Below are 25,697 nucleotides of genomic sequence, written 5' to 3'. Positions count from 1 at the left end.
ACTTGACAAAAAAACGTCAATTAGTAAAATAATTATTGTAAAACACATTGAAAAAGCACTTAGGAGGAAATAATGACAACAAAAGTAGCTATTAATGGATTTGGAAGAATAGGACGTCTTACACTAAGAAGAATTTCTGAAGTAGAAGAAAATATTGAAGTAGTAGCAATCAATGACCTTATTGATAAAAAAGGTTTATTATATGCATTTAAATATGATACTGCTCAAGGAAGATTTAACGGAGATGCTGAATTAACAGATGATGGATTTAAAATCAATGGCAAAGAAATCAAAGTTTTTGCTGAAAGAAATCCAGAAGATTTACCTTGGAAAGAATTAGGTGTAGATATAGTGCTTGAATGTACAGGATTCTTTACAGAAAAAGAAAAAGCAGAAGCACACATCAAAGCTGGAGCTAAAAAAGTTCTTATTTCTGCACCAGGAAAAGGAGATTTAAAAACAATAGTATTTGGAGTAAATCATGAAATACTTGATGGATCTGAAACTGTAGTTTCTGGAGCAAGCTGTACAACAAACTGCTTAGCACCAATGGTTAACGTTCTAAAAAATGAATTTGGATTTGTTTCAGGACAAATGTCAACAATCCATGCTTATACAGCTACACAAGCTATTCAAGATACACCAGCTTCTAAAAAAGATTTAAGAGGTGGTAGAGCTGCAGCACAAAATACAATTCCTGCATCAACAGGAGCAGCAAAGGCTGTAGGAAAAGTACTTCCAGAAGTAGAAGGAAAAATTGACGGTTCTGCATTGAGAGTTCCAACAATTACAGGATCTATTACAGAACTATACTCAGTATTAGAAAAGAAAGTTACAGTAGAAGAAGTTAATGCAGCAATGAAAAAATACTCATCAGATGCATTTGCTTACACAGAAGATGATATTGTATCAAGCGATATAATAGGTTATCCAGCAGGTTCAATATTTGATTCTCAACTTACAAAAATAGTTGAAGGAACAGATGGAACTCAAGTTGTTAAAACTGTTGCATGGTATGACAATGAAATGGGATACGTATCTAACCTAGTTAGAACACTTGATTACTTAGCAAATCTTTAAGAGTTAAACAGGCGAGATATTATTCTCGCCTTTTTTAGAGGAGAATTATGAATAAAAAAACTGTAAAAGACTTAAATGTTGAAGGCAAAAAAGTTTTAGTAAGAGTAGACTTTAACGTTCCTTTATCAAAAGACGGAAATCATACAATTTCTGATGATACAAGAATAAAAGCTGCCCTTCCAACAATTGACTACCTATTAGAAAATAATGCAAAAGTTATTTTGATGAGTCATTTGGGAAGACCAAAAGGAGAAGCAAATCCAGAATTTTCATTAAAACCAGTAGCAGAGTGGTTAGAAAATCACTATGGAGAAAAATTCCACTTTTTACCATCAGATGTAGTAGTTGATGAAAAAGTAAAAGAAGAAGTAAAAAAGCTTGAAAATGGAAATCTTGCTTTACTTGAAAATACAAGATATGTAAAAGGTGAAACAAAAAATGACCCAGAATTTGCAAAAGAATTATCATCACTTGCTGATTTGTTTGTAAATGATGCTTTTGGAACAAGCCATAGAGCTCACGCTTCTAACGTTGGAGTTGCAAATAATCTTGAAAGTGCTGTAGGATTTTTAATTCAAAAAGAAATAGAAATAATGGGCAAAGCTTTGGAAAATCCTGAAAAACCATTTGTTTCAATCCTAGGTGGAGCAAAAGTTTCAGATAAGATTGGCGTAATAGAAAATTTAATTTCAAAAGTTGATTATATTTTAATCGGCGGAGGAATGGCTTATACTTTCTTAAAAGCACAAGGAAAAGAAATAGGAAAATCACTTCTTGAAGAAGACAAGATGGATTTGTCTTTAGAATTAATTAAAAAAGCTGAAGCTAACAATGTAAAAATACTTTTACCAAAAGATGTAGTTATTGCTGATGAAATAAAAGAAGATGCTGAAACTGAAATAGTTGATATTGATAATATCCCACAAGATAAAGAAGCTTTAGATATTGGACCAAAAACTGCAAAAGAATATGCTGATATTATAAAGAAAGCAAAAACAGTTGTGTGGAATGGACCTATGGGAGTATTTGAAGTAAAAGTATTTGCTAATGGAACTAATGAAGTTGCAAAAGCCTTGGCAGATTCTTCTGCAACAACAATAGTAGGTGGTGGAGATAGTGCCCTTGCTATAGAAGAAGCAGGATATAAGGATAAAATTACTCACGTATCAACTGGTGGTGGAGCAAGTCTAGAATTTTTAGAAGGAAAAACTCTACCAGGAATTGATTGTATAGATGAAAAATAAGGAGTAGATATGCGTACACCTGTAATAGTAGGAAATTGGAAAATGAATATGACTCCTAGCGAAGCTAAATCTTTGCTAGAAGAATTAGTTGAACTTGACCTTGATGAAAGCGTAGAAAAAGGTGTTTGTGTACCAGCGATTGACCTTTTACTTGCAAGTGAAATTTTAAAAGATTCAGATATTAAATTTGGTGCTCAAAATATGTACTTTGAAGAAAGTGGAGCTTATACTGGAGAAATTTCTCCAAAAATGTTAAATGACATAAAAGCTGATTACGTAATTTTGGGACACTCTGAAAGACGTGAATATTTTAATGAAGACGATGAACTAATCAACAAAAAAGTCCTTTCAGCACTTGATCATGATATAGTTCCAATTCTTTGTGTTGGCGAAACTTTAGAAGAAAGAGAAGCTAACAAACAAGAAGAAAAAGTTAAAGACCAACTTGAAAAAGACCTTAAAGGAATTGAAGGTAAAGATATAACAAAAGTTATTATTGCTTACGAACCAATCTGGGCTATAGGAACTGGCAAGACTGCATCTGCAGAAGATGCTGATGACATGTGTGCTTTTATTAGAAATTATATAAAAGAAGCATTCTGTGAAGATTGTGCTGGAAAAATTAGAATTCAATATGGTGGCTCAATGAAACCAGCTAATGTTAAAGAATTATTAGCAAAAGAAAATATTGACGGTGGACTAATAGGTGGAGCAAGCCTTAAAGCAAATGATTTTGAACAATTAATTAATCACAAAAAATAAAAATATAAGGAGAATAAGATGAGCTTAATTTCAAGCGTATATGCTAGACAAATTTTAGATTCAAGAGGAAATCCAACAGTAGAAGTTGAAGTAGTAACAGAAGAAGGTGGCTTCGGTAGAGCAAGTGTACCATCAGGTGCATCAACAGGAGAATGGGAAGCAGTTGAACTTAGAGATGGCGACAAAGATTATTATTTAGGAAAATCTGTTCTTAAAGCTGTTAATAACGTAAATGAAATCATAGCTGAAGAATTAGAATTTACTTATGATGTTTCTGATCAAATCGGAATAGATAAAGCAATGATTGAACTTGATGGAACAGAAAATAAAGGAAAATTAGGAGCTAATGCTATTCTTGGAGTTTCTCTTGCAGTAGCAAAAGCTGCAGCAGATGAACAAGGTGTTTCTCTATATAATTATATTGGAGGAGCTAATGCAAAACTTCTTCCTACACCAATGATGAATATTTTAAATGGTGGAGAACACGCTGATAACTCTGTAGATATTCAAGAATTTATGATTTTCCCACTAGGAGCTGAAAGTTTTTCACATGCTTTACAAATGGGCGCAGAAGTATTCCACAGCCTTAAAAAAGTTCTTTCAAACAAAGGCTACAATACAGCTGTAGGAGATGAAGGTGGATTTGCTCCAAACTTAAAATCAAATGAAGAAGCTCTAGAAATTATCTGTGAAGCTATAAAAGAAGCAGGCTATGAACCAGGAAAAGATGTTTATATAGCTATGGACTGTGCATCAAGTGAATTTTACAACAAAGAAGATGGAAAATATCATTTAGATGGAGAAGGCACAGTTAAAACAGAAGATGAAATGATTGATTGGTTAGAAGAATTAGTAGGAAAATATCCAATTATTTCAATCGAAGATGGACTTGATGAAAATGACTGGGAAGGATGGGCAAAACTTACAAAAAGACTTGGAAATAAAGTTCAATTAGTAGGAGATGACCTATTCGTAACAAATACTAAAAAACTTGAAAAAGGAATTAAAGAAGGCGTTGCTAACTCTATCCTTATCAAAGTAAACCAAATAGGTTCTTTAACTGAAACATTAAATGCTATTGAAATGGCAAAAGAAGCAGGATATACTGCAGTTGTTTCTCACAGATCAGGAGAAACTGAAGATACAACAATTTCTGACTTAGTTGTAGCTGTTAATGCTGGACAAATTAAAACTGGAGCTCCATCAAGAACTGATAGAGTTGCAAAATATAATCAACTTCTAAGAATTGAAGATGAATTATTTGATACAGCACAATTTAAAGGACTTAAAGCATTCTATAATATTAATAAATAATATTATTATTTAATAAATAGAGGGGTAAAATAATAGAAAGCCCCTCTTTTTATTGTAAAATTTATATAATTGTGATATTATAAAATAGTATGAAAACGGAGGTGTCAGATGACAACAGTATTATCAGTATTATTGATGATAGCTTCTGTAATTTTGGTTATAGCAGTAACCTTACAAGAACCAAAAACTGATGGGCTTGGAACCTTAGCTGGTCAAGAAACAAACGTATTTGGTAGAAGCGCTCATAAATCAAAAAACGAAATGTTAGATAAGGTTGTAATTTTTGCAGGTGTTGTCTTATTTTTATTAAGCACAATACTTCTTGCAATAAACTAAGGGGTTTAGTAAAGATTTTTAATTTGTAAGGCAAGTTAAGAAGGCTTTCACTAGCCTCTTTTTTAATAGGAGAAAATATGAATTTTAAAGATTTAATTATAAATATAGTAAACGATAAAAATTACAAGCCAATGACTATTGATGAGATGTTAAGATATTTGGATTGTGATAAGTATATAAAAAAAGATGTAAAAAAAATTATTAAAAAACTTGCTAAAGAAAATGAAATCAAAATAAGCTCAAAAAATAAAATTCATCCATTAAGTAATGATGATAAATCACTTATGGGAGAAATTTCACTCGCTCAAGGTGGATATGGATTTTTTATTTCTGATAATAATGAATATATGGATGTTTTTATTTCACAAAATAATTTAAATTCAGCAAATGACAAAGATAGGGTTAAAATTGAAATTATAAAAGAAAAAGAATATGGGAAAAATGCTGAAGGAAAAGTAGTAGAAATCCTTCAAAGAAATACAAGTCAAATTGTTGGACTTTATAAAAAAAATAAGGGATTTGGATTCGTAATAAGCGATAAGGATAACCTATCTTCTGATATTTATATTGATGAAAAATTCTCAAAAAAAGCAAAAAATAACGATAAAGTTGTCTGTGAAATTATAAAATATCCAAAAAATGGCTCTCCAGAAGGAAGAATTGTAGAAGTTTTAGGAAATAAAAATGATTTTAATGTTGATGTTTTATCAATAATAAGATCTTACGGATTAAAAGATAATTTTTCAAAAAAAACAAAAAAAGAAGCTGTTTTTATTGAAAAAGAAGTAGATATTTCAAAACAAAAAGATAGAAAAGATTTAAGAGATTTATTTACAGTTACAATTGATGGTAGGGATTCTAAAGATTTTGATGATGCAATATCTATAGAAAAAGATAAAGAGGATTTTATTTTATATGTTCATATTGCAGATGTAAGCCATTATGTAAAAGAAAATAGTGAAATTGATAAAGAAGCTTATCAAAGAGGAAATTCAACTTATTTATACAATATAGTTTTGCCTATGCTACCAGAGGAATTATCTAATGGAATATGCTCTTTAAATCCAAATGAAAATAGACTTGCTTTAAGTTTAAAAATGAGAATCAATAAATTAGGTAAAGTTGTCGATTATAAAATATATAAGTCCATAATCAAATCTAACTATAGGTTAGTCTACGATGATGTAAATGATTATTTGGATAATAAAGACAAAGTTTATGATGATGAAATTTTGATAGAAAAATTAGAATTATTTGACAAATTATACAAAATTTTAAAAAATAAAAGAGAAAAAAGAGGAGCTATAGATTTTAATTTTACGGAAAGTCAAATTGATGTAAATGAAAAAGGAGATGTTTTAAATATTTCTATTTTTGAAAGAGGTTCTGCAAATAAAATGATAGAGGAATTTATGTTAGTTTCAAATGAAACTATAGCTAGTTTATTTGCTTACATGGATTTTCCATCATTATATAGAATTCATGAAAAGCCAAAAGATGAAAAGGTAGAATCTTTCAAAAATATTTTAAACACCCTAGGCTATAATATTAAGGGAAAAGAACTTCATCCAAAAGATTTCCAAGAAATTTTAAAAGAAGTTTCAGGAAAAGATGATGAAAGTCTTGTAAATATGTTAATGCTTAGGACAATGAGAAAAGCAAAATATGCAAATTATAGGGATATTCATTTTGGTTTAGCAACAAAATATTATACACACTTTACAGCTCCTATAAGAAGGTATCCTGATTTAATTGTTCATAGGCTTGTAAAAGATTTTCTTGATAATAAATTTGAAAATATAAGCCAATCATCATTAGAAAAACAATTAGCAAAAAATGCAGAACACTTATCAATTACAGAAAGAAATAGTGAAGAATGTGAAAGAGATGTAGAAGATTTATATAAGTGTAAATATATGAAAAAATATATTGGAGAGAAATTTCAAGGGATTATTTCATCAATAACAGATTTTGGGATTTTTATTGAACTTGAAAATACGGTTGAAGGATGTTTTATGTATAAATTTTCTGACAATCATTTTGAATATATTGAACAAAAGCTATCTTGTGTAAATAGAGATAATAATAAAAGATATAAAATTGGACAAAAAGTTTTGATTGAAGTTAAAAATGTAGATCTTGAAAAAAGAAATATAGATTTCGATTTGTTGGAGGAAGAATTTGAAAATTTTAGCTAATAATAAAAAAGCAAAACATGATTATTTTTTGGAAGAAAAATATGAGGCAGGAATTGAATTAAAGGGAAATGAAGTAAAAAGTATAAGAGAAGGAAAAGTTTCGATAAAGGAATCTCACGTTGGGGATTATAAGGGAGAATTATTTATTTATAATATGAATGTTACTCCTTATGAACAATCCTACGAAAAAAATATTGATCCAATTAGAACTAGAAAGCTTTTGCTTCATAAAAAAGAAATTGATAAATTAATTGGAAAAGTTTCTCAAGCAGGTTATACTATGATTGTAAATAAAATTTACCTAAAAGAAGGACTTATTAAGGCGGAAATTGCTCTTGCAAAGGGTAAAAAAATCTATGATAAAAGAGAAACTATAAAGAAAAATGATGCTAAAAGAAAAATAGAAAGAGCACTCAAAAATTATTAATGATATGGCATATATAGAATTAAAAAATGTATACAAGTATTTTGAAGTTGGTAGAAATAAGATTGTTGCAAATGATAATATTAATTTAAGTATAGATGAAGGCGAGCTTGTTATAATTGTAGGAGCAAGCGGAGCAGGAAAGACTACGCTTTTAAATTTAATTGGTGGAATGGATACTTTAAGTGATGGAGAAATAATTGTTGATAAGAAAAACCTATCAAAAATGAATGAAAAAGAATTGACTAAATATAGAAGAGATGACGTAGGTTTTGTTTTTCAATTTTATAATTTAATACCAAATCTTACAAGCATCGAAAATGTTGAGCTTGCTAGTGAAATCGCAAAAGATAATATGGATGCTGAAAAAGCCTTGGATGAGGTAGGACTTTCTCATAGAAAGAATTCATTTCCTTCTCAACTTTCAGGTGGGGAACAACAAAGAGTAGCAATTGCAAGAGCAATTGCCAAAAACCCAAAACTTTTATTGTGCGATGAGCCAACAGGAGCTTTGGATTATAAAACAGGAAAATCAATTTTGAAATTATTGCAAGATACTGCAAAAAATTTAAATACTACTGTAATTATTATAACTCATAATGGTGCAATAAAAGATATAGCAGATAAGGTGTTTGAGCTAAAAGATGGCACAATTGTAAATTCTTATGTCAATGAACATCCAGAAAATGTTGAAAATATAGAGTGGTAAAATGAAAAAAAATAATTATTATAGGTCAATTTTTAGGGATATAAAACAAACCAAAGGCAAGATTTTTTCGATTTTTGTTATGATAATGCTTGCTTCTATGGTTGTTGTTGCCCTTTTTATGACAGGACCTTCAATGCGAAAAACTCTAAATAAGACTTTAAATAAAAATAAACATCCAGATATAATTATTAAAGCAACTTATGGAATTAAAAACGAAGATAAGTTAATTATTGAAAAGGATGAGGATATTGATAAGCTTGTTTATAAAAAAAATTTGGATTTATATGCTAAAGATAAGCTTATTTCTGTAAAATCTTATGATAAAGATATTGAAAAATTAAATATAATAAAGGGAAGAAAAATCAAAAATGATGAAGAAATAATTTTAGATGAATTATTGAAAAAAAATTATAAATTAGGCGATTATATATATTTTAAATCAATAGATGATGAAAAATTAGATGATTTACTAAAATATAAAAAGTATAAGGTTGTAGGTTTTGCGAATTCTTCTGAATATTTGATGGATGAAGTAAGGGATGTTTCTTATAAGGGAAAAGAAATGGTTTTTTCTTTTGCCTATATAAACAAAGATAATTTTAAAACTGATGAGATTAGTGAAGTTGATATTAGCTATAAAAAAACAAAAAATATGGATAGATTTTCTGATGAATATAAATCTTTCGTAAAGGAAAAAAGAGAAAGTCTAAAAAAGGATTTTAAAAACAGACCTAGTCAAGTTTTAAAAAGAGTAAAAGCTGATGCTAATAAAAAACTTAATGAAAAAGAAAATGAACTATCTTCTAGTGAGAAAAAATTACAAGAACAAAAAGATAAACTTATAGATGCAAATGAAAAGTTATTAGATGGTATAAATTCATATAACAAAGCAGAAGATGAATTTAAGGTTAAAATTAACGATGCCTATGAAAAGTTAGGCGCATCAAAAAAACAAATTGACCAAGGATTTTCTAAATTAAATAGTGGTAAAAAAAGCTACAATAAAAATTTTCTTTCTTTTAGTGAAAAAATGAAAAAAAATGAAGAAAAATTAAACGATTCAAAAGAAAAAATAGATAAGGCTTATGAAGAAATTGATAAAAATTATAAAAAGATAAATTCAAGCAAGTCTTTAATTGAAAATTCTTTTTTAGAAAAAAAATCTATGCTTAAAAATTTGGAAGATAAAAAAAATGAGGAAAATACAAATTTAACAAATTATAAATCTGAATTAAATGAAATAAATTTAAAAATAGAAAATTTAAAGAAAAAATTAGAAGTATTATCAAACTTGAGTGATAATGAAAAAAATAAAAAAGAAATTGAAAATATAAAAAAAGAATTACATTATTTAAATGGAAAAAAAGAAGATTTAAATATTAAAATTTCTCAAAGTGAAATTATATTAGATAAATTAAATAAAGAATATTTAGCAAATAAAAATAAATTTGATGAAGCTTACCAAAAGGCTATGGATCCAATAAATGAAAATTTAAAAAATTTGGATAAAGCAAAAGAAGACTTGGATGAAAAAAACTCTTTATATAAGCTTTCAAAAGAGAAATTTGAAAAAGAAAAAATTAAAGCATCAAATAAATTAAAACAAGGCAAGATAGAACTTGATAATAATGAAAAAAAATTAAAGTCTGCTTTGATTTCTTATAAGAATGGAAAAAGAAAATTAGATGATGAAAAAATTAAGGGAGAAGAAAAGTTAAAGTCTTCTTTTAATGAACTTTTAGAAAAAGAAAGTGCGCTTGATAAGGCAAATAAAAAGTTTGAAGACGAAGAAAAAAAGGCTAAAAATAAAATTAAAAAGGGATATGAAAAAATTGATGAGGCTCGAGAAAATTTGGTAAATTTAATTGACCCTACTTATGAATTTGAAAGCATATTTTTAAATAAATCTATTGATAGCTATTACAAAAATAGTTTAAATATGGACGAATTATCAAAAGTTTTTCCAACATTTTTTTATTTTATCGCCCTTCTTGTTTCTCTTACAACCATAAAAAGATATATTGAAGAGCAAAGAATACAAAATGGAACTTTGAAAGCTTTGGGTTATTTTAATTTTGATATTGGTCGAAAATTTTTTATTTACGGATTAATTCCTACGATTTTTGGTTCTTTAATCGGTTCATTAATTGGAAAATATATAGTTTGTAAAGTTATTTTTAAAGCATATTCAACTGGATTTAGAGTTTTAGATTTGGAATTTATAAATTCGTTTTGGATAATTTTATTTACTATATTTTTATCTACTTTTTTAATTTCACTAACTGTTTATTTTACAAGCATAAGCGAAGTAAAAGAGCAAACAGCAGATTTATTAAGAGCTAAAGCTCCAAAAAATGGATCTAGGATATTTCTTGAAAAAATTAAATTTATTTGGAATAGCCTATCTTTTATGACAAAAATTACATTTAGGAATTTATTTAGGTATAAATCTAGAATGTTTATGACGATTTTTGGAGTGGGTGGTTGTACTGCACTTTTATTTTTTGGTTTTGCTATGATTGATTCTGTTAAAGATACATCTAAATTGCAAAAACAAGAAATTACAAAATATGATTTTATATCAATTTTTGATAAAAATGCCAAAATAGAAGATAAAAAATCTTACGAAAATATTTTGAAAAATACAGAATCTATGAAAATTATCTATGAGAATGTAGATGTAAGTTTGAAAGATAAAAATAAAAAAGTTAATTTAATCGTTTTTGATGATAAAGAAAAAATAGATGATTTTATAAAAATTAGGGATAAAAATAAGAAAAAAATTTCACTTGATAATAATAAAGTTGTAATTAGTAAAAATTTATCAAATAATTTAAAATCAAACAAAAAATTAAAATTTGAATTAGATGATAAAATAGTAGAAATGGACATTAAAGATATTGCCGAAAATTATATTGATGATTATATTTATATGACAAAAGATGCATATAAAAATAAATTTGGCAAAGATTTTATTGCAAATGCTAATCTAGTAAAAGCAGGCGGTCAAATTAAAAATAAAATATTGGAAAATAAAATAAGTCAAACTATAATAGAACCAAGTAAATTTTACGAAACAATGGATACATTAATGGCAAATTTAAATCTAGTAATTGGAATTATTACCGTGGTTTCTATGCTACTTGCCGTTGTAGTTTTGTATAATTTGACTAATATTAATGTGAGCGAGAGAAAAAAAGAACTTGCTACTACAAAAGTTTTGGGATTTTATCCTAGAGAAACAACTTCCTATATTTATAGGGAAACATATATTTTGACATTTTTTGGCATTATTCTTGGATATATTTTGGGATATATTATGCTAAGATATGTTTTAATTGTAGCTGCACCAGATGGAATTTTTATTTCTTACAAAACTCATTTATCATCATATATATTTTCTGCCTTTATAACATTATTTACATCATTTTTGATAATGTTGATTGTTCATTTTAAATTAAAAAAAATAAATATGGCAGAAGCAATGAAAGCAGGCGAATAAAAAGCATTCGAGCCTGCTTTTTTTATATGTTATAATAATAAAGGTGATAATATGAAAATAATATTTTTAAGACATGGATTAACAGAATCAAATAAAGAATTAAAATTTTCAACTCCTAAAACAAAACTTTCAAAAAAAGCTTACATTGATTTAGATAAAAGCAAAAAAAATTTAAAAAATTACAAAATAGATAAGGTCTTCACATCAAAATTAATAAGAAGTCAACAAACGGCAAAATATTTGGGCTTTGATGAATTTATTGAAGATGAAAGATTAAATGAATTAGATTTTGGAGATTTTAAGGGGCAAAAAGTTTTAGATACAAAAGAAAAATACAAAGATTTCTATAATAATTTAAAAAATAATCCTTACTCAACTAAATATCCTAACGGAGAAAGCGTAGAAGATTTAATAAAAAGACTTAATGATTTTATGAAAGAAAAATCTTCTTATGATGGAAATATTTTGTGTGTAAGTCATGGAATTGCAATTAGAGCAACTTTATTTACAGTCTTAAAAGATTTGGACAATTTCAAAAATTTTTGGATAGATAACGGATCTATTACAGTTTTTGATATAAATGAAAATAAAACAATGATTGAGTGTGTGAATTTGATATGAAATTTATCCATATTTCTGATATACATTTGGCTGATAGATTGGATTTTGATAGTTCATATAGCAAGCTAATAAGAAAAATAAAATGGGATAGCTTTGAAAAAATTTTGAAAGAAAATAAAGATGTAGATTTCTTATTAATTTCTGGGGATCTTTTTGAAAGAGATTATTTTAGTTTAAAGGATTATCAAAAATTATTTGAAATATTTGAAAAATTTTCCAAAAATATATATTATCTTTGCGGAAACCACGATTATATAGATTCAAAAAATGAAATTTTTTTCTCAGATAAACCTAAAAATCTTCACATTTTTTCTAGTGAAAAATTTGATTTTTTTGAATATGAAAATGTGAGGATTTATGGAATTTCTTATAATGATAGGATATTTGATAAAAATTTCAATTACAATATAGGACTTGATTACAATTTTTATAATATTTTTTTAGGTCATGGGCAATTTAATGAAAATAATTCAACTTATATGAATTTAGATTTGGAAAAAATCAAAAATCTTAAATTTGATTATGTTGGTTTAGGGCATATTCACAAAAGAGAAGAGTTTTTTGATAATATATTTTATGTAGGAAGTATTGAGCCTTTTAGTTTTAAAGATAAGGGCAAATTCGGTTATAATCTAGTAGATGACTATGGCATAAATTTTATAGATTCTTCACAAATGACTTTTAAAAGTTTAAATATTGACTTAAATAATTTTGAAAATTTTGATGAATTAGAAAAATATTTGGAAAATTTTTTGGATAAAAAATATAATTTTTTAGCTATAAATTTATCAAATTATGATAAATTTGCTTTTGATGAGAAAAGTTTAAAGGAAAATCTAGATATTACTTATCTTAAAATTAATAGGGAAAAAAGCATAGATTATTATGAAAATTTAGGCAAAATTTACGAATCTTCTTTGCTTGGAGATTTTTATAAAAATGTTAAAGATTTGGATATGGAAGATCCTATTAATAAAAGATGTTTGGAAATTGGCTTTGATGCCATATTGAGGAGCAAGGATGAGTAAGGTTTTTATTAAAGAATTGAATTTAATTTCTTTTGGTAAATTTCAAAATAAATCTATAAAATTAAATCCAAATTTCAATTTGATTTATGGGGACAATGAAAGTGGAAAATCTACAATTTCTGATTTTATTGAAGGTGTATTTTATGGTTTTGATGATGGAAATAATAAAAGGCATTTCTCCTATAAAAAAGAAAAATACAAACCTTTAGGCTCTTATAAATATTTTGGGAATCTGATCTTATCATCTAATGATGAGGATTTTAGGATAGAAAGAAATTTTGATGATGGTTCATATAAAATATATAACTTGTCTTTGAAAAAAGAAATTTTGAGCAAAAAATCAAATTTGAATTTTCCTGGAGAATATTTTTTAAAATTAAATTATTCTTTGTATAAGAGTATAGCAAACAATTACCAACTTCAAAGTTTTGATAAGGATTCAAAAAATGTTGTAATAGATTTTTTAAAAAATCCATCAAATGATATAATCTTTTCTCAATTAAAAGCTATTGATAATATAAAAGATAGACTAAATAAAATTGGAAGCCCAAGGGCATATACAAAGCCTTACGCAAAAACTTTAAAAGAATTAGAAAATAAAAATGAAAAATTGGATAATATTATAAATCTTAGAAAATCCTATGACAATGACATAAAAAATTTGAAAGAACAAAGAGAAGAGATAAAACTTTTAGAAGAAAATCTCAATAAATTAAAAATAGATAGGGATAATTACAGAAAATTTAAAGCCAATTCTAATTATATCGAAGAAAAATCTAGGAAAGACCAGCTTAAAATAATTGATAAAAAATTAGAAGATTATAAGGAATTTACAGGTATTGACAAAGTATTTTTTGATAATCTTGATAAGCTTTTGGAAAAGCAGGATGATTTTTATAAGAATAAAAAAGATAATAAGATAAATTTATTTTATTTTATAATAGGATTTATAATTTTACTTGTGTCAATTTTTACAAAAAAATATTTTATTTTGTTATTCCTACTTCCACTTTTTTTATTTTATTTTTTTAAAGGTAAAATTTTAAATATAAATGGTAGGGAAGAAATTAGCAATTTAAATATAAAAATAAAAAATGAATTTGCTAAAATTTCTGTAAATTCTAGGTCTTCTTATAAAAATGCAAAAAATAAATACAAAGACTATGAAAAATTAATTATAGAAAGAGATAAGACTTTAGAAATTTTAAAAATTCTTCAAAAACAAGAAAAATATGATGTGCCTATTGATTTTTCTTGCGATGAAATTGATATTTTGAAAATAGAAAATAAAATAAAATTTTACGAAAATTCATATTATAAACTTTTGGATGATAATTTAGAACTTGAAAAAAAGCTTGTAAGCGTTGAGGAAAAAATATCAAAAGAAGTTGATTTGATTGATGAAATTAATCAATTAAAGGAAAAATTAAATAATTTAGAAATAGAAATTTCTGCGTGCAATAAGGCTATAGATATTATAAGTTCAAATAAGGATAAACTTATTTATAATAAAAAAATTCTATCTCAATTTATTAGTCAAATAATTAGAGAAATTTCAAAGGGGAAATATAAAAAAATTGATTTTGATAAAAACCTAGAGCCTATTATAATAAGTTCTAATAATGAAATAATTGATATTGACAAAGTTTCAATAGGATTTTTTGATCAAGTTAACTTTTCACTAAGATTTGCTCTTTGCGAAAAATTATTAGATAATTTATTTTTAATTTTTGATGATGCTTTTATAAATTATGACAATGATAGGTTGAGGATGGCTTTGTTAAATTTGTTGGATTTATCAAAAAAATTTCAAATTATTTATTTTACATGTCACAAAAGAGAAAAAGATATTTTGGATGCAGAGGCTATTAATATAGATATAAAAAATATGGAGCAAGTATGATATATGCAATAGGAGATTTACATCTTGATTACACAGAAGAAAAATCTATGGAAGTATTTGGAAAATCTTGGCTTAATTATCAAGAAAAAATATTTAGCAATTGGAATAAGATTGTAAATTCTGATGATACAGTTTTGATTGTGGGGGATATTTCTTGGGCTATGAATATAGAAGACGCCTACATCGATCTTAAAAAAATCGATGAGCTTAATGGAAATAAAATAATGCTAAAAGGAAATCATGATTATTGGTGGTCATCTTTAAAAAAACTAAATGAATTAGATTTGAAATCTATTAAATTTTTGCAAAATAATTCTTTTTTTGAACAAGGCTATGAAATTTGCGGAACAAGAGGATGGATTAGCAGGGACAATAGCGAATTTACAGAACACGATGAGAAAATTTTTAAAAGAGAGCTACAAAGACTTAAAAATTCATTGGACTCTAGTAAGACAAATAATAAAAAAATTGTAATATTACATTACCCACCCCTTAATAGCGATAAATCTTTGAATGAATTTTTTGGAATTTGTAAAGAGTATCAAGTAGAATGTGTATTGTATGGACATCTACATGGACCAGGGCATAAACAAATTTTTGAAGGTATAGTAGATGGTATAGAAATAAAATGTGTGGCAGGAGATTATATAAATTTTTTGCCAGAAAGGATAAGTTAATGGATAGAGAATTAGAAATCAAGGTATTAAATATTAATATCGAAGAAATGGAAGAAAAATTAAAAGCGAAAGGTGCAGAATTTTTGGGAGTAGAAATTCAAAAAAATCATACCTTTGCTCCAAAAAACGCAAAAGAATTTTCTAATGGTTATTTGAGAATTAGAGAAAAAACTGTAGATGATAAAAGAGAAGCAACAGAGCTAACTTTCAAAGAGGTTGTTGATAACAAAGATAATATAAGAGTAAATAATGAATACACAACTACAATAAATTCAACTTCAAATATGATAAAAATTTTAGAAGAAATTGGATTAGTTGAAAGATATGTTGGCGATAAAAAAAGAATTTCTTATAATTATAGGGGGCAAAGATTTGATATAGATATTTGGTCTAAAGATGTTTATCCTGATCCTTATATGGAAATTGAATTTACAAATGTAAATTTAATGGAAGAAATTCTAGATGAATTTGAAATTGATAGAAAAAATGTGACAAATGAATCAATTAACGAGTTAATCGAAAAACGTAAATAATTATTGACGAGTCTATATGCTTTTGGTATAATAGTAAAAACAAAAAAAGGAGTGTCAAATGCTAAAGATTAAAAATTTGTTAAGTGCAGAAGATTTGTTTAAAGATGATTTACTTGAAATAATTGATTTAGCAGAAGACATAATGAAGAGTCCTGAAAAATTTTCCAATTATTGTAATGGAAAGTTATTAGGGACTCTTTTTTTTGAGCCTTCTACTAGAACAAGACTTTCTTTTGAATCAGCAATGTTAAGACTTGGAGGAAGTGTTGAAGGATTTTCAAATCCAAAAGCATCAAGCCAAGCTAAGGGAGAAAGCTTACAAGATACAATTAGAACCGTAAGCCAATACGTTGATGTAATTGCTATGCGCCATCCACAAGAAGGAGCTGCAAAATTATCATCAGAAACATCAGATTGTCCAATAATAAATGCAGGAGATGGTGGACATCAACATCCAACTCAAACTCTTACAGATATTTTGACAATTTCAACTTATAAGAAAAGACTTGAAGGATTAAAGATAGGAATTTGTGGAGATTTAAAATATGGAAGAACAGTTCACTCTTTACTTAAAGTTATGACCTTGTTTGATAATAACGAATATGTTCTAATTTCTCCAGAAGAATTAAAACTTCCTAACTACATTAAAAAAAGTGTTTTTGAAAAAAATAATATAGAATATGTTGAAAAAAGATCTTTGGATAATTCTATAGATGATCTAGATATTTTATATATGACAAGAATTCAAAAAGAAAGATTTTTCTCTGACAACCAATATACAAGATTAAAAGATTCATACGTATTAAATAGAGAAAAATTAGCAAATGCAAAAAAAGATCTTGCAATCCTACATCCACTTCCAAGAGTAAATGAAATTGACAAAGATGTGGATGATGATCCTAGAGCTTTATATTTCCAACAAGTTAAATGCGGAATGTATGCTAGAATGGCACTAATTATAAAATTATTGGAGGCTAATAATGATTGAGATTACTTCATTAAAAAATGGAATTGTAATAGACCATATTAAACCAGGATTAGGAATAAAAATTTTTAATCTTTTAAATCTAGACCAACTTGATGATGAAGTTGCCCTAATATTAAACGCAAACTCTTCCTCTCAAGGAAAAAAAGATATAGTAAAAATTGCAAATAACTTAGATATTAATTTAGATGCTGTATCAATAATAGACCCAAGTGCAACAGTAAACTTCATTGAAGAAGAAAAAGTTGTAGAAAAGAAACAATTAGAATTACCAGAAGTTAGCAAGGGAATTTTAAAATGTCAAAATCCAACTTGCGTATCAACCACAGAAAGAAATATTGAAAGCAAATTTATATTGATAGATAAAAAAGAAAAAATGTACAAATGTGCTTATTGCGATCACATATATGACGTGGAGGAGTAATGAAACAAATTTTTACAAATCTTGTTGCCATTGATGATATAAATATATCAAAAAGGGACATCTTTGTAGAAGATGGATTTATAACAACTGAATTTAAATCTGATGAGGAAACTGAGATTATAGACTGTAATGGTCTTGTCTTGGTTCCTTCTTTTGTGGACATGCATACTCATTTTAGAGATCCTGGATTTACCTACAAAGAAGATTTAAAAACAGGATCAATGTCAGCTCTAAAAGGTGGATATACAACTGTAAATTTAATGCCAAATACAAATCCAATTGTATCAAGCAAAAAAGTATATGAAGATATTGTTAAAAGAGCAAAAGATTTAGACTTAATAGATATAAAACAAGTTTACTCAATAACAAAAGATTTTAAAAGCGATGACCTATCTCATTTAAAAGATTTCCCAGAAGGATTATTGTTCTTGTCAAATGATGGTAAGGGAGTTGATGATGATTTTTCCATGTATCAAGCTATAAAAATCGCAAAGAAAAATAATTTAAAATTTACCTTGCATGAAGAATGTAAGGAAATTTCAAAATATGATTATGAAATAGCAGAAGATGTGATGACTTTGAGAGATTGTTATTTATCTTATAAGATGGATATGCCGATTCATTTTTCTCACGTTTCTACAAAAGGAGCAATTGAGGCAATAAGATATTTTAGAGATTTGGGAGCGAATATTACATGCGAAGTAACACCTCATCATATATATTTTTCTGATAGAAAAGAGTTAAAAGTAAATCCACCAATTAGAAAAGAAAAAGATAGATTGGCCTTATTAGATATGATAAAAAAAGGATATGTTGATTGTATAGCCACAGACCATGCTCCTCATTCAAAGGAGGAAAAAGAAAACGGTAAGCCAGGTTTCATTGGACTTGAAACAGCTTTTTCAACTTCTTATATGACTTTAGTAAAAGCTGGAATTATTTCATTAAATTATTTAATCAAGTTAATGTCAACAAATCCATCAAAACTTCTTGAAATAAAAAAAGGAAAAATAAAAGAAGGATACATGGCTGATTTTACTCTTATAGATTTGGATAAAATATATGAATATAAAGAAGAAGATATTTTATCAAAATCAAAAAATTCATTATTTATAAATCAAAAACTCCAAGGACAAATAGTAAGAGTTTACAAGAAAGGAATTTTGAAATATGACCTTAATGGAAAGACTTTATAAAAAAATCGAAGAAAATGGATTTGTTTGCGTTGGTCTTGATACATCACTAGATTATATTCCAGAAAAAATGAAGAAAAATAAAAGCGTAAGCGAACAATTATTTGATTTCAATAAGGAAATTATTGACAATACAAAAGATGTTTGTGCAATTTATAAAGTTCAAATTGCCTACTACGAATCTTATGGTATAGAAGGATTGCTTGCTTACAAAAATACCTTAAAATATTTAAGAGAAAATGATTTGTTATCAATTGCTGATGTAAAAAGATCAGATATTGCTCAAAGTGCAAGTCAATATGCAAAAGCACATTTTTCTGGAGATTTTGAGGCTGATTTTATGACTTTAAACCCTTATATGGGCATGGATTCAATTTCTCCATATCTTGAATTTATAAAAAATAAAGATAAAGGAGTGTTTGTTCTTTTAAGGACTTCAAATCCAGGAGCAAATGATTTTGAATGTTTAAGATTAAAAGATGACAGCGAATTATTTTATACAATTGGAGATAAATTAAAAGAATTAAATGATAAATTGATTGATGATTCAGTATACGGACCAATTGGACTTGTAGTTGGTGCAACTCACAAAGAAGAAGTTGAAAAAATCAGAAAAAGATATAATAATATGTTTTTCTTAATTCCAGGTTTTGGAGCACAAAAAGCCGATTCTTTAAATGTTTATAAATTGTTAAATTCATTAAACGGAGGAGTTGTAAATTCTTCAAGGGCAATACTTAAAAATTATTTAAACTATGATGATGGGGAAGATAAAATAGGATATTATGCAAGAGAAAAATGCATAGAAACTAGAAAGGAAATCCAAGCTAATGGAATCTTATAGAGAAGCTTCTGTAATTTTTAATAAAAAAATAAAGGATGATATTTATTTTTGTAAAATAAAAACCAAATTAAATGCAAAAGCTGGTCAATTTTTTATGTTAAGATGCGATAGCTTTAGAAATTCGCCCCTTCTTTCAAGACCCTTTGGTGTTTGTGATCAAGATGATGAGTCCATGTCTTTTTTATACCAAGTAAAAGGCGTTGGAACAAAAATTTTAAGTGATTTAAAAGAGGGTTCAAAAGTAAAAATACTAGGACCTTTGGGAAATGGATTTGAAATAAAAAAAGGAAAAAAAGCCGCAATAGTTGCTGGTGGAATTGGAATAGCTCCACTTTTATATTTGGCAAAATCATTAGATTTAAAGGCGGATTTTTACGCAGGATTTAGTGATCAAGAATATTTTACAGATTATTTTAAAGATTATGTAAATTCTACAACTGTAACTATCGATAAAAAAGATAAAATTTTTATAACTGAAAAAATTGATACAGAAAAATATGATGTAATTTATGCTTGTGGACCAAATCAAATGCTAAAAACTTTGGCTAATAAAAATAAAAATTCTGAAATTCAAATTTCAATGGAAGCACACATGGCATGTGGAATTGGGGCTTGTCTTGGTTGCACATTAGAAAATGTAAAAGGCGATTTTATAAGAGTTTGCAAAGATGGTCCAGTTTTTGATTCAAAGGAGATTTTCTAATGAGTTTAAAAGTTAATATTTGTGGAATTGAATTTAATAATCCGGTCATAGCTGCAAGTGGAACTTTTGGTTTTGGTAAAGAATTTGCAGACTATATTGATATAAATAAACTTGGAGGAATTTCTTCAAAAGGACTAACCCTACATAAAAATTTGGGAAACAAGGGAATAAGAATTTATGAAACTGCTGCTGGAATTATGAATTCAATTGGACTACAAAATCCTGGAATTGAATATTTTATAAAAGAAGAATTGCCATTTTTGGAAACAAAAGATGCTGTAACCATTGCAAATCTAGGTGGACATAGTGTTGATGAATATGTTAAGGGAGCAATCTTGCTTGATAAAACATCTGTCCCAATAATTGAATTAAATATTTCTTGCCCAAATGTAAAAGAAGGTGGAATGGCTTTTGGAACAAATCCTGAAAAAGCTTGCGAAGTTATAGAAAAAGTAAGAAAAAGTACAGAAAAAGTTTTGATGGTAAAACTTTCTCCAAATGTTGGAGATATAAAAGAATTTGTAAAAATTGCAGAAAATTCAGGAGCTGATTGTATTTCTCTAGTAAATACTTTTAATGCCATTGCAATTGATGTTGATAATAAAAAAGCAGTTTTTGAAAATAAAACTGCAGGTCTTTCTGGACCTTGTATAAAACCAATTGCTTTAAGAATGGTTTATGAAGCAAGTAATGCTACAAATTTACCAATAATTGGTATGGGTGGAATTTCAAATTACAGGGACTGTTTGGAATTTATTATGGCAGGAGCAAGTGCTGTACAAGTTGGAACAAGTAATTTTGTAGATTTTAACACAATGATAAATATAGTTGATGATTTAGAAAAATACATGCAAAGAGAAAATTTAAATTCATTAGAAGAAATAAGAAAAATAATTTAGGAGAGATTATGGATAGAACAATTGAATTATTAAAAAAATCTGATGCACTATTAGAAGGACATTTTTTATTATCAAGTGGAAAACATTCAAAAAAATATATTCAATGTGCAAAATTAATAGAAAATCCTGTTTATTGCGAAGAAGTTTCAAAAATAATTGCTGAAAAAATAAAAGAATCAGGCATAAAAGTAGATTTGTGTGTAGGACCTGCAATGGGCGGAATAATTATAGCTTATGAAGTTGCAAGAGCTTTGGGAGTTAATGCAATTTTTACTGAAAGAGTAGATAATATTATGACTTTAAGAAGGGGATTTGAAATAAAAGAAGGTATGAATGTAATTATAGTTGAAGATGTAGTTACAACAGGCAAATCTTCTTTTGAAACTGTTGATGTAATTGAAAGCTATGGAGCAAAAGTAAATGCTTTAACATCAATTGTAAATAGATCTGGAAAAAAAGAAATTAATGGTTTAAAATTATTATCTGCAACTGAGCTTAATATTGAAACTTATGATCCTGATAATTTACCAGAAGATTTAAAAGATACACCAGCTGTAAAACCAGGTTCTAGAAAATAAAATTTGCAATCTAGCATGAGAAATGATATAGTAGTTGTAATTGTTTTGTTACTATTTATTTATGAAAGAAGGAAGATAAAGGATGAATAAAAAGAGATTTAAAATTTCATTTTTATCTTTTTTAGCTATTGTTCTTGTGCTAGTTATTTCAACAGGATTGGAAAAATCATCACTAGCAGCAAAAAACAAAGGTAAAAGAGATAGCTTGATTAATGGAGTAAATGAAATTAGCAATGAAACCTTAACTTTAAGACAATCTAGAATTGAAAGATTTGAAAAATTAGAAAAAGATTATAAAGAATTGAACGATAAAGGATCTGATGAATTAAGCAAAACATCAATGTTGTATTTAACAAACAAAACTAATTTAACTGCTGAGGAACTTGAATATGGTCTTAAAAATACAAATTTACAAGGTCTTGGAAAAGATTTCAAAAAAGCAGAAGAAAAGTATGAAGTAAATGCGATTTTATTGATGGGAATGGCAAAACACGAAACTGGAAATGGCCATTCATACCTTGCTAAAACAAAAAATAATTTATTTGGCTTTAATGCTATCGACCAAGATCCTATTAACAGTGCAAATACTTTTAAAGATAAGGGCGAATCAATAGATCACGTTGCTAAATTTCTAAAAGAAAATTATTTAAGTGAAGATGGAAAATATTATAATGGAATATCTACAAAATCTATAGGAAAGCTATATGCTAGTGATCCAGAATGGTCAAATAAGGTAGATTATATGATGAGAGAAGTTTGTAGAAATATTCTTCAGGAAAAATAGACTAAACTAAAAGTTTTAGTCTATTTTTTTGTTTAATTTTAAAATAAATTTAACTCTTTTATTATTTAAAATAATTTGAATAAAAATTTTATAGACTTATTAGCCTTTAATCTGTTATAATTTTTTTATAACTTATATTTAACCTTTTTTATTGAAATCAAGGGTTTTATGTTTTTGCCGTCACATAACCGTCACAAATTTTTTATAGAGAGTTTACGGCTTTTATTGATAGTTCTGTTGCTCTTTTTGTGGAGTGAACGTATTTATCAAGTATGGTATTAACATTGTCTCCTGCTAATTTTGCTACTGTGTTTACATCTATGTTGTTTGATACAAGGTTGCTTATAAAAGAGTGTCTGAAATCGTGGCACGTCAATCCTTCATATTCTGTATTTTTTAAATAGGTTTTAAAATGATAATTCATATGATTAGTTAAGTTTGAACTATCGATTAATTTGTTATCAATTTTAATTATGTTATTTAACTTTTTATATTTTTTTATTTCTGATTTTAGAATAGGGTTTAGGGGTATTATTCTTTTTCCATTTTCTGATTTTGGAGTTGTAAATTTTCTGATTTTACTATTCCATTGTTTGCAAATAATAATTTTATCATTTTCTATACAATCATTTGTAAGTCCAGCTAATTCTGATATTCTTAATCCTGTGTAAAATAAAAATGTGCATGCAAATTTTACTTTATCGTTTGGCATAATGGATTTTATTTTTTCTAGATCATCTTTATTTAAGACAAAAGTTTTAGTTGATTTTTTTGGTTGTCTTGCTTTGAAAAGATTATCTACTTTTAACTTTAAATGATTGTTTAAATAATTAAAGAATATTCCCATATAAGCAATATGTGAATAACAAGCACTTGATATTATATCATCTACTTCATGTGGTTTAATTTCTAATGGTTTTCTATCATCAAACCAGTTAGCGTTATTGATATTACTTTTTATGGTTATAAATGTATTTTCTTTTACTCTGGATTTTTGATAGTTTAAATATAAAACCTTTAATTGTTTTATGGTCATATTATCATAATCGGTTGTTATTTTTCCTTGCCAATAAACTGACCTTTTGTTTGACCGTTGTGTAGCTTGCATTTTCTTTTCAAAGGTTTTTGATTCTACTTGTTTCCAAGTATTATTTTCTTTTTGTCTAATTATAGCTTGCCATTTTCCACTATCTTTTCTTTTTCTAATAGTGTAAGACGTTTCCATTGTTTTCTCCTTATATATTTTCCTAAAGTATGCTATAATTAAATAGCAGAATAGTTTCTGTGTATATTAATAAAGACTTCCTAGCTTTGGTCGGTGCGGGAGTCTTTTTTCTATGTTATTTTTTATTTACTCTAAGTCTATTCATTTATACTCATTAAACTTTCTTTATATTCTTGAGCACTTGCTTCTTCAATAAAATCAAAGGTTAATTCTTTATGAGATGATAAAATTTTCTTTATTTGTTCAATATCAATTTTAAAAAATTCCTTCCTATTGTTTATCTTATTCACTCTTTGTTTGTCAAAATACTTGTGCAATTCGTTTTCTAATTGATAAGCTTGGTAAGAGAATATCATTGCATGAACATCAAATTTGAATGGTACAGAAGCAGATGATAGTTCTTGAATTCTTTGGTATGGATCTAATCTTCTTGTTACTCCTATTTTATAAACATTCTCTCCAAATGATCCAATATTAGAGATTATATAAACATATCCAGCTCCAGTATTTTCTAATCTGTAATCTAAGTCTGATTTTTCATTTTCAAATTCAGAAATTTTTTCTCTTAATTTTTCTAACTCAAGTTTTAAAGCTTCAATTTCTTCGTTAGCTGCAAGTTTAATTTTTTCCTCAATCTTTTCTTTAACCAATGATAAAGTTTCTATTTCTTTATCTATTTTATCATGTTTTTCTTTTATTTCTCTTTGTGCTTTTAAATCATCCTTTTCTTGCTCTCTTTGTTCCTTTAATATTTCTTTTTCTCTTTCTTTTAATTTGTAATAAGAATAAGCAGTTTCTAATTCTTCTAGTTTTAAGTCTTTATATTGGCTTGAAATATCAACGTTGTATTCTGTAACTTTAAAAATTGTTGAATGTAGTTTTTCTATTTCTTTAACTCTAGTAGGATAATTATTAAAATTTAATTTAGATAAATTATAATCACAAGCTGTATTAAAATATAAAAATGATAATTTTTCTAGGTTGTCATATAGGATATTTATTTTTCTATCATTTTTAATTTTTTTCTTTAATCTAGCAATCATTTCTTTTTCTTTTAAATGAATATTGTCTAATTTCATTTTATAAGTTTCTGATTTTTCAAATTGAAAATCTGTTGGCACTATTCCATAATTATGAGAATTTAATTCATTATATTCTTCTTTTAATTTTTCATAATTGATTTGTAAATTTTTGTAATCATTTTTTAATGCAATGTTTTTATTTTCTAATTCTTCATTGTTTTTTTCTAATTCAGAAGAGTATTCAATTCTTAACTTTTCCAAATAGCCTTCTAACGCTTCTTTTCTAAAATTCTCTTTAATCGATTCTTTTTTTGCTTCTAAATCTTTTATCGAATTTTCAATATCTATAACCTCTTTATTGAGTGTCTTTTTATTTTCTTCTTTATCTTTGTCTAGATTATTGATTTCTGATTTTAAATTTTTAACCTCTGTATTCAATTCATTTTTATTTTTTTCTAATCCTGAAATATCCGAATTTAAAGTATTTTTTTCATTTTCTAATTTAAGTATTTTTTCTTGAATTTTTTCTACTTTATATAACTTTCTCCTATCTAGAAATAAATAGGTTAGAGTGAAAAGTGTAGGTAATATTAGTACAGCCATTGTTTTACTTTTAGATAAAATAGTCATTATAAGAACTGGAATAATAAAAAGATAACTTAAAGCTACACCGATTTTCAACAAAAATTCTTTAAAACTATTCATAAAA

The 25,697-nt window shown here is 26.6% G+C and carries 24 protein-coding genes; 22 read left to right on the top strand and 2 right to left on the bottom strand.

The features are described from left to right. Positions 1-72 precede the first annotated feature (72 nt). From gap to HMPREF2852_RS06715, 22 genes are all read left to right on the top strand, one after another. Entirely contained in the window at positions 73-1,080 is a 1,008-nt protein-coding gene (gene gap, locus HMPREF2852_RS06820; protein ID WP_070607006.1) for a type I glyceraldehyde-3-phosphate dehydrogenase, read from the top strand. A 47-nt stretch (positions 1,081-1,127) separates the two neighbouring features. Next, entirely contained in the window at positions 1,128-2,324 is a 1,197-nt protein-coding gene (locus tag HMPREF2852_RS06815; RefSeq protein WP_070607001.1) for a phosphoglycerate kinase, read from the top strand. A gap of 9 nt (positions 2,325-2,333) precedes the next feature. Beyond that, positions 2,334-3,086, top strand: a complete 753-nt coding sequence (gene tpiA, locus HMPREF2852_RS09740; protein ID WP_070606998.1) for a triose-phosphate isomerase — start codon at positions 2,334-2,336, stop codon at positions 3,084-3,086. A gap of 18 nt (positions 3,087-3,104) precedes the next feature. After that, positions 3,105-4,400, top strand: a complete 1,296-nt coding sequence (eno, locus tag HMPREF2852_RS09735) for a phosphopyruvate hydratase (protein ID WP_004838884.1) — start codon at positions 3,105-3,107, stop codon at positions 4,398-4,400. A gap of 108 nt (positions 4,401-4,508) precedes the next feature. After that, on the top strand, positions 4,509-4,736 hold the full coding sequence (secG, locus tag HMPREF2852_RS06800; protein ID WP_004838883.1) for a preprotein translocase subunit SecG: 228 nt from the start codon (positions 4,509-4,511) through the stop codon (positions 4,734-4,736). 77 nt (positions 4,737-4,813) lie between these two features. Next, positions 4,814-6,934, top strand: a complete 2,121-nt coding sequence (gene rnr / locus HMPREF2852_RS06795) for a ribonuclease R (protein WP_070606995.1) — start codon at positions 4,814-4,816, stop codon at positions 6,932-6,934. Then, on the top strand, positions 6,918-7,361 hold the full coding sequence (gene smpB, locus HMPREF2852_RS06790; protein WP_004838881.1) for an SsrA-binding protein SmpB: 444 nt from the start codon (positions 6,918-6,920) through the stop codon (positions 7,359-7,361). Before rnr ends, smpB begins: the two co-directional genes overlap by 17 nt. A 4-nt stretch (positions 7,362-7,365) precedes the next feature. After that, entirely contained in the window at positions 7,366-8,067 is a 702-nt protein-coding gene (locus HMPREF2852_RS06785) for an ABC transporter ATP-binding protein (RefSeq protein WP_070606992.1), read from the top strand. A 1-nt stretch (position 8,068) separates the two neighbouring features. Next, on the top strand, positions 8,069-11,569 hold the full coding sequence (locus HMPREF2852_RS06780) for an FtsX-like permease family protein (RefSeq protein WP_070606989.1): 3,501 nt from the start codon (positions 8,069-8,071) through the stop codon (positions 11,567-11,569). A gap of 51 nt (positions 11,570-11,620) precedes the next feature. After that, entirely contained in the window at positions 11,621-12,190 is a 570-nt protein-coding gene (locus HMPREF2852_RS06775; protein WP_070606986.1) for a histidine phosphatase family protein, read from the top strand. Beyond that, complete coding sequence (locus tag HMPREF2852_RS06770; RefSeq protein WP_070606983.1) at positions 12,187-13,218, top strand: metallophosphoesterase family protein; 1,032 nt, start codon at positions 12,187-12,189, stop codon at positions 13,216-13,218. Before HMPREF2852_RS06775 ends, HMPREF2852_RS06770 begins: the two co-directional genes overlap by 4 nt. Further along, positions 13,211-15,121 (top strand): ATP-binding protein, encoded by a 1,911-nt coding sequence (locus HMPREF2852_RS06765; protein ID WP_070606980.1) that lies wholly within the window; start codon positions 13,211-13,213, stop codon positions 15,119-15,121. The genes HMPREF2852_RS06770 and HMPREF2852_RS06765 overlap by 8 nt, the downstream gene beginning before the upstream one ends. Next, entirely contained in the window at positions 15,118-15,798 is a 681-nt protein-coding gene (locus tag HMPREF2852_RS06760; RefSeq protein ID WP_070606978.1) for a metallophosphoesterase, read from the top strand. The genes HMPREF2852_RS06765 and HMPREF2852_RS06760 overlap by 4 nt, the downstream gene beginning before the upstream one ends. Further along, positions 15,798-16,331 carry a class IV adenylate cyclase gene (locus HMPREF2852_RS06755; RefSeq protein WP_070606974.1) on the top strand — a complete coding sequence of 178 codons (534 nt, stop codon included), beginning with the start codon at positions 15,798-15,800 and terminating at the stop codon, positions 16,329-16,331. Before HMPREF2852_RS06760 ends, HMPREF2852_RS06755 begins: the two co-directional genes overlap by 1 nt. 58 nt (positions 16,332-16,389) lie before the next feature. Further along, positions 16,390-17,319: an aspartate carbamoyltransferase gene (pyrB, locus tag HMPREF2852_RS06750; RefSeq protein WP_004838873.1), complete on the top strand. Its 930-nt coding sequence runs from the start codon at positions 16,390-16,392 to the stop codon at positions 17,317-17,319. Continuing rightward, entirely contained in the window at positions 17,312-17,740 is a 429-nt protein-coding gene (locus HMPREF2852_RS06745; RefSeq protein WP_004838872.1) for an aspartate carbamoyltransferase regulatory subunit, read from the top strand. Before pyrB ends, HMPREF2852_RS06745 begins: the two co-directional genes overlap by 8 nt. Continuing rightward, entirely contained in the window at positions 17,740-18,936 is a 1,197-nt protein-coding gene (locus tag HMPREF2852_RS06740; protein ID WP_070606971.1) for a dihydroorotase, read from the top strand. The genes HMPREF2852_RS06745 and HMPREF2852_RS06740 overlap by 1 nt, the downstream gene beginning before the upstream one ends. Then, positions 18,911-19,777: an orotidine-5'-phosphate decarboxylase gene (pyrF, locus tag HMPREF2852_RS06735; protein ID WP_070606968.1), complete on the top strand. Its 867-nt coding sequence runs from the start codon at positions 18,911-18,913 to the stop codon at positions 19,775-19,777. The genes HMPREF2852_RS06740 and pyrF overlap by 26 nt, the downstream gene beginning before the upstream one ends. Then, the gene (locus HMPREF2852_RS06730; RefSeq protein WP_070606965.1) at positions 19,764-20,480 is read left to right on the top strand and encodes a dihydroorotate dehydrogenase electron transfer subunit; all 717 of its coding nucleotides are present in this window, start codon (positions 19,764-19,766) and stop codon (positions 20,478-20,480) included. Before pyrF ends, HMPREF2852_RS06730 begins: the two co-directional genes overlap by 14 nt. Next, complete coding sequence (locus HMPREF2852_RS06725) at positions 20,480-21,379, top strand: dihydroorotate dehydrogenase (protein ID WP_070606963.1); 900 nt, start codon at positions 20,480-20,482, stop codon at positions 21,377-21,379. Before HMPREF2852_RS06730 ends, HMPREF2852_RS06725 begins: the two co-directional genes overlap by 1 nt. An 8-nt stretch (positions 21,380-21,387) precedes the next feature. After that, positions 21,388-21,957 carry an orotate phosphoribosyltransferase gene (gene pyrE, locus HMPREF2852_RS06720; protein WP_070606960.1) on the top strand — a complete coding sequence of 190 codons (570 nt, stop codon included), beginning with the start codon at positions 21,388-21,390 and terminating at the stop codon, positions 21,955-21,957. Between the two features lie 82 nt (positions 21,958-22,039). Next, a complete protein-coding gene (locus HMPREF2852_RS06715) occupies positions 22,040-22,741 on the top strand; it encodes a glucosaminidase domain-containing protein (RefSeq protein WP_070606957.1) in 702 nt (233 codons plus the stop codon). 202 nt (positions 22,742-22,943) lie between these two features. On the opposite strand, the gene HMPREF2852_RS06710 is transcribed toward HMPREF2852_RS06715, so the two are convergent. Next, positions 22,944-23,966 (bottom strand): site-specific integrase, encoded by a 1,023-nt coding sequence (locus HMPREF2852_RS06710; RefSeq protein WP_070606954.1) that lies wholly within the window; start codon positions 23,964-23,966, stop codon positions 22,944-22,946. A 137-nt stretch (positions 23,967-24,103) separates the two neighbouring features. Further along, the gene (locus tag HMPREF2852_RS06705; protein ID WP_083306976.1) at positions 24,104-25,693 is read right to left on the bottom strand and encodes an SNIPE associated domain-containing protein; all 1,590 of its coding nucleotides are present in this window, start codon (positions 25,691-25,693) and stop codon (positions 24,104-24,106) included. Between the last annotated feature and the right edge of the window lie 4 nt (positions 25,694-25,697).

This window comes from Anaerococcus sp. HMSC065G05 (assembly GCF_001812365.1).
In the GTDB taxonomy this organism is placed as follows: domain Bacteria; phylum Bacillota; class Clostridia; order Tissierellales; family Peptoniphilaceae; genus Anaerococcus; species Anaerococcus vaginalis.
This window is presented reverse-complemented; position numbering and strand designations above follow the sequence as displayed.